Below are 11,847 nucleotides of genomic sequence, written 5' to 3' on the forward strand. Positions count from 1 at the left end.
CAAGCTCTATTCCGGAACCGAATTCATGTTTTCACGCTTAACAAGCCGCGCGAGCGTCGGCGTACGTCTCGCCTTGCTATCGTGCGTGCTCGTCGCAGCGATATTCGCCGCCTTCACGTGGGCGATCACGCACTCGGCGGCAACGCAGGTCGGCGACCAGGTGCGCGCGCGCATCACCGAAAAAGACCAGTCGGTCGCCTCGTCGATCTCGCTCATCGACGGCGCGCTCGCTGCCGAAGTCGACCGCGCCATGCAGCTCTTCGAGAGCTTCCTGCCCGGCGCCTTCACGCTCGATCCCACGCAAACGGTCGACATCGGCGGCAAGGCCACGCCGGTCTTCAAGTCCGGCGACCATGTGCTGAACCTGGACTTCACGGTCCCCGACCAGTTTCTCGCGCGCAGCGGCGAAATCGCCACGATCTTTGCGCGCAGCGGCGACGACTTCGTGCGCGTGACCACCTCGCTCAAGAAGCAGGACGGTTCGCGCGCGATCGGCACACTGCTCGACCGCAAGGGCCCCGCGTACGGCCCGGTGATGGCCAACCGCACGTATACCGGCCTCGCCCAGTTGTTCGGCAAGCAGTACATCACGCAGTACAAGCCGATTCTCGACGCGAGCGGCCACGTGATCGGCGCGCTTTTCGTCGGCGTGGATGTGGGCGCGCAGATCGATGCGCTCAAGAGCGAGATCGCCAAGCTCAAGATCGGCGAGAGCGGCTATTACTTCGTGATGGACGCTTCGAACGGCCCGACGCGCGGCACCTTCCTCGTGCACCCGAGCGCCGTCGGCAAACACTACGACGACGCGAACGCGCCCTGGTCGCGCATGCTCGAAGCGCGCGAAGGCACGCTCGACTACACCTCCGCCGACTCGACGCGCGACGAGCGCGATGCGCGCGCGAAGTTCGTCTCGTTCGTGAGCGTGCCGCAGTGGCAATGGCTCGTGGGCGGCGTCGCCGTGCGCGACGAGATCATGGCGGAAGTGAACGCCACGCGCGACCGCTTCGCGGCCATCGGCCTCGTGCTGGTCGCGCTCTTTGCGGCGCTTTCGATCTACGCGGCGCGCCGCCTCGTGAGCCAGCCGCTCGACGCCGCAGCGCAAGCCGCCGGCCAGCTCGCCGCTGGCGACCTCACGGTGAGGATCGGCAACGGCAACCGCGCGGGCATCGGCAACGCAGCGGACGCACAGGGCACAGCGGGCGCCGACGAGATCGGCCGCCTCACGCGCGCCATCGACGGCATTGGCGTGGGCCTCGCGCAGATCGTCGCGCAGGTGCGCAGCGCCACGGCGCAGATGAGCGAGGACACCTCGCGCATCGCGCAAGGCAGCGGCGAGATCGCCTCGCGCATCGCGAGCCAGGCGAGCAGCCTGGAGGAAACCGCGGCAAGCATGGAAGAGCTCACCTCCACCGTGCAGCAGAACGCCGACCACGCGACGCGCGCCAACACCGTGGTGTCGAGCGCCGCCGAAGCCGCGCTCGACGGCGGCCGCGCCGTGAGCCGCGTCGTGGAAACGATGAACGACATCAGCCGCGCCTCGCAGAAGATCGCCGAGATCACCGGCGTGATCGACGGCATCGCGTTCCAGACCAACATTCTCGCGCTCAACGCGGCCGTGGAAGCGGCCCGTGCGGGCGAGCACGGCAAGGGCTTCGCGGTGGTGGCGAGCGAAGTGCGCGCGCTCGCGCAGCGCAGCGCGGCGGCCGCGAAGGAAATCTCGGCGCTGATCACCGAATCGTCGTCGACGGTCGAGACGGGTTATCGCATTGCCGGCGAAGCGAGCACGACCATGCGCGGCATCGTCGCGCGCGTGGATGAAGTGCGCTCGATCATCGGCGAGATCAGCGTGGCCTCGCGCGAACAGTCGGGCGGCATCGAGCAGGTGAACATCGCGGTTTCGCAGATCGGCGCGGCGACGCAGCAGAACGCCGCGCTCGTGGGCGACGCCGAGCGCGCCGCCGCCGCGCTCAACGATCACGCGGCTGCACTCTCCGAGCTCGTTTCTGTGTTCAAGGTGCGCGAGTAACGCGTGTAGTCGCGCCGTCAGGGCATGCTTCGCAGTGCCCAGCAAACAAAAAGGCAGCGTCCCGGGACGCTGCCTTTTTTCGTTGACCGCGCGGCATTCGCCGCGCGCCGTCTCACTCCACGATCGTCGCCGAGCGCGCCAGTTCGGCCACGCGTTGCCCGAGCGCTGCCTGGATGGCCTCGTCCTGCAACTGGCGGCGAATGTCTTCTTTCGCCGCATCGAACGTCGGCACCTGCATCGGGCGCTTGCTTTCAAGGCGCACGATCAGCCAGCCGTCGCCGGCCTTGAGCGGCTGTGACGCGGTTTCGCCGGCAGCGAGGCTCGTGATGAGCTGCGCGAGCGGCATAGGCACGCCGTGGGTGTTGCCTTCGGTAAGCGGCAGCTTGAAGCTCACCCAGGGCATCTCGCCGCCGGTGGCCTTCGTCGCGCCGATGCCGTACTGCTGTGCAAGCCCGGCGAACGGCTGGCCACCCTTCACCGCCGCGAGCACGGTGTTCGCGGTTGCCTCGTCGGCCACGGCGATCACCTGCGGCTTGTACTCCTCCTTGCCGAACGTTGCGATCACGGACTCGTAGCGCGTTTTGACATCGCTGTCCGTGATCTTCGGCGCGTGCACGTTGTCCAGAATCCACGCGCGGATCTCGGCGTCGGTCTTTTCGGCGTCGGGGAACTGCGCGACCTCGGGGCGCTGGTCGTAGTGTCCGAGCACGGCCTGCTGGCGCAGCAGTTCGCGTGCGATCAGGTCGTCCTTGAGCACGGCGCGCAGTTGCGGCGTATCGGGCGCGCCGGTGCGGCTAACCACGTTGGCCACCGCCGTGTCGAGCGCCGATCGCGGGATGACCTGCCCGTTGACGAGCGCGGCGGCGCCCGCGGGCAGCGCGGCGGACGCCGGAGCGAGGGGTGCCGCTTCGACGGCGTGGGCGAGCGTGGGCGCCAGCGTGCTCGCCGCCACCGAGGCGAACGAGAGCAGGCACAGCGCGCGGATGGATCGGGACATGCGTGACATTTCGATTGACTCCAGCGTATTCGGAAAACCCGGGCGCAATGTTCGCCAGGGCCAGACTTTGATCCGCGCGAATCTAGCGGAATCTCGAAGGGCTGTTGTCAGGAAGTGTCAAACGGACGCGGTGCCGCAATGGAAGCTTGCGGCAGGTCAAGCGCGTGGTGTCCGCCCGCGCCGTCAACCTCGGACGACGGCGCGGGCGGATGCGTTCATTGCCCTTGCGGCTGCGCCACCGGCGGCGTGTAGCTCGCGCTCGCGGGCGGCGTGTCCGGTTCTGCTTCGTCGGGCGTCGGAGTCGGCGCGAGCGCCGGCGCCTGCGCCGGATACGAAGGCTGCGGGGCTTGCGCAGGCGGCGCGCTGGACGGCCCGACGATCGGCGGCACGCCCATGATCGCGCGCGCGGCGGCTTCTGCAGCCGCCGCCGAAGCGGCAGACGGCGCCGATGCCACCGAAGGCGCCGATGCCCCCGCCTCCGAAGCCGCGGAAGGCACGGATGCAGGCGCAGGCGCCGCTGTCACGCGCGGCGGCGGCGCATGCCGCACCGGCCCGCTTTGCGGCGGCGGCGCTTCGTGCGTGCCGACCAGCTTGTCCATCCACGCACGCAGCTTCTCGCGGAAGGTTTCGAACGCGCCCGGCGTCACTTCGGTGTCGAAGCGCACACGCGGATCGACGAGGCGCTGGCGCTGCGCACGCTGGAAGAAGTCGCCGACGATCGGCAGCGCGCTGCGCGCGCCTTGCCCCCAGTAGTCGTCGAGCGTCACGCGGCCGTCGTCGAAGCCCACCCACGCGCCCGCCACGAGCTGCGGGTCCATCAGGATGAACCAGCCGTCCGTGTTGCCCTGGGTCGTGCCGGTCTTGCCCGCCACGTCGCCGCGAATGCCAAAGCGCGAGCGGATGGCCGCACCCGTGCCGCGGTTCACGACATCACGCATGGTGTCGAGCAGCGTGCGGTCCGCTTCAGCGGAAAGCGCGCGCTCAGGCGAAGCGCTCTCGAACTGCGCAAGCACGTTGCCCTTGTGGTCCTCGATGCTCGTGACCATGCGCGGCTCGAGATACTCGCCGTCGTTGGCGATGGTGCTGTAGGCGGAGACCATCTCCTTCAGCGTGACAGGGCTCGTGCCGAGTGCAAGCGACGGCACCGGCTCGAGCTGGCTGTCGCGCACGCCCATCGCGCGTGCGAGGCGCGCGACCTTGTCCGGGCCCACGGTCTGCATCAACTGCGCGGTGATGCGGTTGCGCGAGAACGCGATCGCGTCGCGCAGCGTCATCGGGCGGTTGCTCGGCGGCACGTCGTCGGTCGGCTTCCAGATTTCGCCGCCTGCAAGCGGAATCTCCACCGGCTGGTCGATGAACGTGTCAGTCGGCTTCGCGCCCGCCGCGTAGGCCGCGCCGTACACGAACGGCTTGAACGTCGAGCCCGGCTGACGGCGCGCCTGCTGCACGTGGTCGAACGGTTCGTCGGTAAAGTCGCGGCTGCCCACCCACGCCTTGATCTGCCCGTTGCGCGGGTCGATGGCGAGGAAGCCCGCCTCCACCGCGGTCTTGCTCTTGCAGAGATTGCGCATGAAGGTGCGGTCGGAGGTGAGCTGCTTGAGCGCGTCGGCGTCGTTCGCGCCCGCATCGCGCGCGCTCTTGTAGTCCTGCGTTTCGCGCATGAACGTCGCGAACAGGTCGTTGCTGGCCACGCAGCCGTTGCGTCCGCTCCATGCGCCGTTGGCGATGCCCTGGAGCTGGTTCGTGTGCTGGCGCAGCGCGGCGGTCGCCATCTGCTGGAGGCGCGAATCGATCGTGGTGCGCACCACGAGGCCATCGGAATAGATGTTGTAGTCGTTGCGGTCGGCCCATGAGATGAGCCACTTGCGCAGTTGCAGCGCGAAGTGCGGCGCAGGGCCGGGCGGCTCGGTCTGCCGCTCGAAGTCGAGGCGCAGCGGCTTCTTCGAGAGCGTGGCGTACTGTGCCTCGCTGAGCTTGCCGTACTTCACCATCTGGCCGAGCACGGTGTTGCGCCGCGCGAGCGCACGCTCGGGGTTGATCACCGGGTTGTAATAGGCATTGCCCTTCAACATGCCCGTGAGCGTCGCGGCTTGAAGGATATCGAGCTGATCCGCCGACACGCCGAAGTACGTGCGCGACGCCATCTCGATGCCGTAGGCGTTGTAGAGAAACGGCACCGTGTTGAGATACGTTTCGAGAATCTGCTGCTTGCTGTACACCGCCTCGATCTTGAACGCCGTGATCGCTTCCTTGATCTTGCGCGTGAGCGTGGGCGCACGGCCAATCTCATCGGGATAGAGATTGCGCGCGAGCTGCTGCGTGATGGTCGAACCGCCCTGGCGCTCGCCCGAGAACGTGTGCAGCGCGGCGCCCGCCGTGCGCTTGAAATCGATGCCGTGGTGCTCGTAGAAGCGGTGATCCTCGGTGGAAATCAGCGCGTCGACCATGTGCGGCGAGATCTGCGCGAGCGGCACCCATTCGCGGTTCGAGGGCTTGAACTCGGCGAGCACCTTGCCGTCGGCGGAAAGGATCTGCGCCGGCTCGTCCACACGCGCCTTGCGGATGTCGCCAATGCTCGGCGTGAACGGAATCAGCACGAGCACGTAGAGCGCGACGAGCGCCGGCAGCGCGCCAATGGCCATGAGCACGCCGCGCCGCGTGGGATGCCGAAGGTGATGGAGCGCACGCGCCGCGAACGGACGTAAAAACGCGCCAAGCCGCGCGGCGGCGGGCTTCAGACGGGAAAACTGCATCGCGATTCGATCGCGGATCAACGGCACGTAACGCTTCACGCGGCAGGTAGGGTTGGCTGGCAAAGCGTGAATCGTACCAAACTCCCAGGGCCACTCCGTCATCCCGCCGGGCGCACGCCCTACATCGCCACGAGTCGATTTATGACAAGGAGATGAAATCATCCTTCCAGATCGAGGAAGAATCCTCTCCAGTCACAGCCGGTTTTCCGGCGCATTTCACTCCCTACACTCCTGTCGCTGTTGCACTCGCTACGAAACAACAACGCTACAGGAACCTCGAATGAAGAACACCGTCTCGCTCACCACCGCTACCGCCGTGCTCGGCGCTCTCGGCGTGGTTGCCGCGCCCGCCGCCCACGCACAAAGCTCGGTCACGCTCTACGGCCTGATCGACGCCGGCATCATGTACACGAACAACGTCGCGAGCGGCAAGTCCGGCGGCGCGCTCTGGCAGGCGACGAGCGGCAACGTGAACGGCAGCCGCTTCGGCGTGCGCGGCAGCGAGGACCTGGGCGGCGGCCTGCATGCGGTCTTCGTGCTCGAAAACGGCTTCAACGTGCAGAACGGCAAGCTCGGCCAGGACGGCCGCATGTTTGGCCGCCAGGCCTATGTGGGCCTGGCGAGCGACCAGTTCGGCTCGCTCACGCTCGGCCGCCAGTACGACTCGCTCGTCGACTTTGTCGCCCCGCTCTCCGCCACGGCGGGCACCTTCGGCGACACGGGCTTCGCGCATCCGTTCGACAACGACAACCTGAACCACTCGCTGCGCATGAGCAACGCGGTCAAGTTCACGAGCAATACCTATAGCGGCCTGAAGTTCGGCGCGCTCTACGCGTTCTCGAACCAGACCGACTTCGCCGTGAACCGCGCCTACAGCTTCGGCGCGAGCTACACCAACGGGCCGCTCGCCATCGCGGCGGGTTATCTGCAACTCAACGGCACGCAGGGCGCCACGGCGAGCAGCCCCGGCGCAGTGGATCTCGCGGAATCGACGGCCAATGGCAAGGGCGGCTTCGCGCTCGGCGCCGACCGTCTGCGTTCGTTCGGCGGCGGCATCAACTACTCGTTCGGTCCGGCCACGGCGGGCTTCGTGTTCACGCGCAGCGAATACTCGGGTACGAACTCGTTCGGCTCGCAAGGCGGCGACATGAGCTTCAACAATTACGAAGTGAACGGGAAATATCAGTTGAACCCGGCGTGGAGCCTGGGTCTCGCCTACACGTTCACGGATGGCCACGTGAGCAACACGACCACCTACGGCGCCGATCCGAAGTGGAACCAGGTGGACGCACAGGTCGTGTACCGCCTCTCGAAGCGCACCGACCTCTACGGCGAGGCCATGTACCAGCACGCGTCGGGACACAACTACGTGGCGTTCATCAACACGGCGGGCGGCGCCTCTTCGACGGCCAATCAGGTGGTGGGCACGGTGGGGTTGCGCGCACGCTTCTAATCACAGCACCAGCGATAGCGCGATCGACACCCACACGGCCGCCGCGCCGCAGAGAAAGGCGCGGCGCGCCATGAGAAAGCGCGATTCGTCGTTGGGCTTCGCGGGCGACGTGGCGAGCCAGGGCACGCTGCCGAGGCACGCGAAACCCGCGAGCGCGATGCCGACGACCACGCGGTCGCCGATACGCCAGGCCGAAGGCTCGTGCAGCCCCCAGTAGCCCAGCGCGATCATGCCGATCGAAAACATCGTCGAGGCGGCCGAGCTGAGCGCCACTACCGATCCCGTCGGAGATTGCATGGATTGCCTCCGTCGCGCGCTTGGCGCGGTCGGCCCATTATCGGCGGGCGGGCGGGACGCGGCAACGTCGTGCCCTGCGCGCGCCGCGGTCATGCCTAAAGCGGCTTACGCGCTCGGGCGCACCATCTGGAACATCTCGCCGATCTGCGCGTAGTCGGCGCGATAGCCCGCGCGCATCACGGGCTGGGCGGCGTGCGTGTCGAACAGGCCGTCCTTCAGGAATTCCTCGCGAATGTGCACGCCCACCACCTGCCCGAGCGCGAGCCAGTTGTCCATGGGTGTGCCGTCCACCGTGTTGAGCCGCACGATCTGCAGCAGCTTGCATTCGAGCGCGGCCGGCGACTCGGCCACGTGCGGCACGGCGACACTGCGCCCCGGCGCGGCCGTCAGGCCCGCGAGCGCGAATTCGTCGACATCGGCGGCAACCGGTGCGGAGGTGCGGTTCATCTGCGGGGCCAGCGCCTTCGACGTGAGGTTCCAGACGAACTCACCGGTCTCTTCGATATTGCTGATGCTGTCCTTGCGGCCTTCGCTGCAGAACCCGATGATCGGCGGAAAGGTGGCGAACGCACCGAAGAAGCTGTAGGGCGCGAGATTGAGCGCGCCGCTTTTCGCGCGGCTAGAGATCCAGCCGATCATGCGCGGCGCGACGATCGCCTTGAACGGGTCGTGCGGCAGGCCATGGCCCTGAGCGGGATCGTAGAAGTAGGTATTGGACATGTGGTGTGAGGCGTAGCGATTTCGAAGCGGCATCACTATGCCACGAGCCGCGCGCGACTGCCGTCAGACCAGAACGCAACAAGGCCGGCTCTCTTTCGAAAGCCGGCCTTGCTTGAAAATCTTGCGGTCTGACCGGAGAAACGCGTTGGACGGCACTCGCCGTCCGAAGCGCCTCAGCTTCGATCAGTCACGCGGCATGCCGAACGGCATGTAGTGCGAGCGGCGAACGCGCTCGGCTTCGCGGTGACGCGCTGCGTACGAGTATTCCGAATCCATCGGCAGATACGGCGACGCGAAGAGATCGCTCACCTTTTGGAACAGTGCAAAGATGAAGCTCATGGCGACTCCCAGTTAGGCTGCAGTTCAGGGTTTTCCCTAAGACAGAACGAATTATAGGGTTTTCCCTAGGGAAGCGCTAGTGCAATGCAGCAAAAAAACTGCGACGCGCCGTCGCACGGGGTCGAGCGCAATCGATGCGTTGCAACAGAACAACGCATCGAGATTTGAGCTAAAGGGGTGGGATCGCGGGGCGAAGCCGGTCAGCGACTGGTTTTCTGGGCGCTTTTAGCGTGAGCCGCACGGGTGGAATGCGCCGCTGCTGCATGGCGCGCGGGCGTGGGAGCCGCCTTGGCGGGCGAAGTCTTCGCCACCGCGCGGGCCGCAGGCGCCGCCTGGCTCTCCACGGCAGCGGCCGCCGCAGCGGCAGCCGCTGTTGCGGCGGCGGCCTGCGCCGTGAGGCGCTGCGACAGATCGTCAAGCGTGGACTGCTGCTTCAGGCTGAATTGCTCGAGGCGCGCCTGTTCGGCGCGGGACTCGTTTGCGAAGCTGTCGAACCGCACCGATTGCGCGATCCCGAACCCCACCGAAGCGAGCACGGCCGCCGAAGCAGCAGCAAGCACCCACTTGAGCTGCCGCGAAGACACGGCAGCCATGCGGCGCTGCTCGGCGAGCGCGCCCTGGAGCGCGTCGAGACGCTGCGCCAGCGCATCCGGCTCCGTGGCCGTTTGAGTCGCCGTTTGAGCGGCTTCGGGCGCGAACCCAGTGGGTTCGACGCGCCCGGCGTTGTCGGCGGCGAACGACGGCTCCGCGACGAACGCTGCGGCATCCGGTTCTTGCACTTCGCCAAGGCCCGCCGTCGCGGCTTCGGCCATGGCAGGGGCAGCGGCACGCTTCGCGCGCGGCGCGCGGCGCGCAGTCGTTGCTGTCGCAACGGAGCTCACAACGCTCGCCTCGTCGCTGGGCGCCGCCGCAGCTTGAGCCGGCTCAGGGTTCTCGAAGCCGCTCAGCGTACCCTGGCGCACGGCGGCGGCATCCGCTTCGGCGACGGCGGCAAGACTCTCACCCGCCAGCACCTGCGAAGCATCGGATTCGAATACAACAGGGGATTCAGTAACGTTGGACGGCGCGGACGTGGAGCGGGGCTGCCACGGTGCACTGCGTTCAGGATGCGAAGAGCTCAAGGATGCGGTATCTGCGTAATCAGCCATGGGTCAGCGATGCGGTTCGCGTCGCGCGCCGGCCGGTCACGGCCGTTTGGCGACGTCCTCGTGTTCTGGTTCGAACACCCATTGTCGCATGCCGGAACGCGCCGCCAGATACTCTCCCCCGACTTACCCAGCGGGCATCGACCAACACCCCGCATAGGTCAACCTGGCACGCCGTCCTCGCGGAACTCCTTCACATCGGGCAAGCGGCGCAGCGTCGCGCAAATCGCCTCGTACTCCATCGACGACACCCGGCTCAAGGTGATCATCACTTCGTCCAGCTCGGGCGAGTCGTCGCTCTGCTGGACGACGAACTGCTTCACGCGCGGGCTCGACGTGCCGAGCGCGTCGTGCAGCGAGTGGAACGTGAGTGCGCCGCGGCTGACGAGCAGCGTGAACTGGCGGCGCTGCCGGAACGTAATGAAGCGCCGCTCGAGCGGCTTGATGCCCGCGAGGATGATGAGAATGATGACGGTCGCGGCAATCGCGCCCGTGTAAAGCCCGCCGCCCACCGCGAGGCCCACGGCGGCGACCGACCAGAGGCTCGCCGCCGTGGTGAGGCCACGCACGACCTCGCCGCGCAGCAGGATCGAGCCCGCGCCGAGAAAGCCGATGCCCGAGACGACCTGCGCCGCCATCCGCGAAGGATCGAGCACGACGTGGTCGTCCTTGAGCACATCGGCGAAACCGTAGGCCGAAACGAGCATGATGAGCGCCGAGCCCACGCTCACGAGCATATGGGTGCGCAGCCCCGCCGCCCACGAAAGCCGCTCGCGCTCGAAGCCGATCACGCTGCCGAGCAGGGCGGCCAGCACCAGCCGCGCAATGAGTTCCCAGTTTCCGATCATTGTTTTCACCCTCCTGGTCTTGTTGTCATGGGCGCGCGCCCCGCGGCAAGGTGGAATTTCCCGCGCCTTTTGCGAATGCGTACAATCGCCGGCATTGCCCTTTGAAGTGACGCGCTTCGCCGCACCTTTTCGCCATGAACACACCTACGAGCGCAGCCAGCCTGCGCGAGCATTTCGACCGTATCGTCCTGCCGATGTGGCGCGGCCCGGGTTTCAATGCCGAACTGCGCCTGCCCTACGAGGCGCTCGATGCGGCCGGTACGAAGCCGCTGCCCGTCACGCGCTACCGCGCGATGGCATGCGCCCGCCAGCTCTTCGTCTTCACCCAGGCCGGCGACGCCGCGCACGCGCAAACGCTCTTCGAAACGCTGCGCCACACTTATCGGGACCCGAAGCACGGCGGATGGTTCTATAGCGTCGACGCCGCCGGCGCACCGCTCGACACCACCAAGGACCTCTACACGCACGCCTTCGTGGTGTTCGCAACCGCGGCCTACGGCCAGCGCTTCGGCTCGGCCGAGGCGCTCGATGTCGCGCGCGAAACCTCCTCGCTGATCGTCGATCGCTTCGCCGCGCAAGACGGCCTGCTCAACTCGGCGCTCGACGCTTCCTTCGCGAGCGTCACCGGCGGCCCGCTGCAGAATCCGCTCATGCACCTCACCGAAGCCTGGCTCGTGGCGAGCGAGGCAACCGGCGACAGCGCGTTCGATACGGCAATCACGCGCCTCGTCGAGGCGCTCGCGCGCGGCTTCCTGCACGAGCCGACGGGCTGCATCGCCGAATTGCCCCTCGGCGCGGCGGACAACCGCCTCGAGCCCGGACATCAGTTCGAATGGTTCTGGCTGGCAACGCGCGCGGGCGCGCGGCTGGGCGCGTCGGGTCTGGACGAAGCGCTCGCGCGCGCCTTCGCCTTCGCACAGAAGCACGGCGTGGACCCGGAAACGGGGGCAGTGGCGGCCGCGCTCGACGAGCACGGCCGTGTGATTGATGCAACGCAGCGCATCTGGGCGCAAACGGAATATTTGCGCGCGCTCGCCACGCACGGCGACGCCACGGTGCGCGCCGCGGTCGCGCCGCAAGTCGCGCGCTTCGCGCCGCGCTTTCTCACGCCGCAAGGCTGGGTGGAATGCCGCAATGTGAACGGCGAGGTTGCGCGCGCGGACATGCCGTCCACGACGCCGTATCACCTCTTGACCGCTTACCAGGGTATGGGCGTCTGAGGCGCAACCACTCGAAGCGCCAACGTGGGCGGGCGCAAACCCGCCTACG

Annotated in this window: 10 protein-coding genes; 3 read left to right on the top strand and 7 right to left on the bottom strand. The window is 67.3% G+C overall.

Translation table 11 applies throughout. From position 1 onward, the window contains the following. Positions 1-25 precede the first annotated feature (25 nt). A complete protein-coding gene (locus tag VSR72_RS05835; protein WP_342951444.1) occupies positions 26-2,026 on the top strand; it encodes a Cache 3/Cache 2 fusion domain-containing protein in 2,001 nt (666 codons plus the stop codon). Positions 2,027-2,138: 112 nt separating this feature from the next. On the opposite strand, the gene VSR72_RS05840 is transcribed toward VSR72_RS05835, so the two are convergent. Further along, a complete protein-coding gene (locus tag VSR72_RS05840) occupies positions 2,139-3,023 on the bottom strand; it encodes a peptidylprolyl isomerase (RefSeq protein ID WP_342951445.1) in 885 nt (294 codons plus the stop codon). Between the two features lie 215 nt (positions 3,024-3,238). After that, positions 3,239-5,776, bottom strand: coding sequence for a transglycosylase domain-containing protein (locus VSR72_RS05845; protein ID WP_342951446.1), 2,538 nt, complete (start codon positions 5,774-5,776; stop codon positions 3,239-3,241). Between the two features lie 280 nt (positions 5,777-6,056). Here VSR72_RS05845 and VSR72_RS05850 point away from each other — a divergent pair, with 280 nt between their 5' ends. Continuing rightward, on the top strand, positions 6,057-7,229 hold the full coding sequence (locus tag VSR72_RS05850) for a porin (RefSeq protein ID WP_342951447.1): 1,173 nt from the start codon (positions 6,057-6,059) through the stop codon (positions 7,227-7,229). On the opposite strand, the gene VSR72_RS05855 is transcribed toward VSR72_RS05850, so the two are convergent. The 5 genes from VSR72_RS05855 to VSR72_RS05875 all read right to left on the bottom strand — a co-directional run bounded on the left by VSR72_RS05855 (position 7,230) and on the right by VSR72_RS05875 (position 10,578). Next, positions 7,230-7,526 (bottom strand): hypothetical protein, encoded by a 297-nt coding sequence (locus tag VSR72_RS05855; protein WP_342951448.1) that lies wholly within the window; start codon positions 7,524-7,526, stop codon positions 7,230-7,232. Between the two features lie 105 nt (positions 7,527-7,631). Then, the gene (locus VSR72_RS05860) at positions 7,632-8,246 is read right to left on the bottom strand and encodes a flavin reductase family protein (protein WP_342951449.1); all 615 of its coding nucleotides are present in this window, start codon (positions 8,244-8,246) and stop codon (positions 7,632-7,634) included. 183 nt (positions 8,247-8,429) lie between these two features. Continuing rightward, the gene (locus VSR72_RS05865; RefSeq protein ID WP_169739096.1) at positions 8,430-8,585 is read right to left on the bottom strand and encodes a hypothetical protein; all 156 of its coding nucleotides are present in this window, start codon (positions 8,583-8,585) and stop codon (positions 8,430-8,432) included. 200 nt (positions 8,586-8,785) lie between these two features. Continuing rightward, positions 8,786-9,598 carry a hypothetical protein gene (locus VSR72_RS05870; protein ID WP_342951450.1) on the bottom strand — a complete coding sequence of 271 codons (813 nt, stop codon included), beginning with the start codon at positions 9,596-9,598 and terminating at the stop codon, positions 8,786-8,788. Between the two features lie 293 nt (positions 9,599-9,891). After that, positions 9,892-10,578: an MgtC/SapB family protein gene (locus tag VSR72_RS05875; protein WP_342951451.1), complete on the bottom strand. Its 687-nt coding sequence runs from the start codon at positions 10,576-10,578 to the stop codon at positions 9,892-9,894. 134 nt (positions 10,579-10,712) lie between these two features. On the opposite strand from VSR72_RS05875, the gene VSR72_RS05880 reads away from it, so the two are divergent. Further along, positions 10,713-11,798 (top strand): AGE family epimerase/isomerase, encoded by a 1,086-nt coding sequence (locus tag VSR72_RS05880; RefSeq protein WP_342951452.1) that lies wholly within the window; start codon positions 10,713-10,715, stop codon positions 11,796-11,798. Positions 11,799-11,847 lie beyond the last annotated feature (49 nt).

Origin of the sequence: Paraburkholderia sp. JHI869 (genome assembly GCF_038900775.1) — a bacterium.
GTDB lineage: Bacteria > Pseudomonadota > Gammaproteobacteria > Burkholderiales > Burkholderiaceae > Paraburkholderia.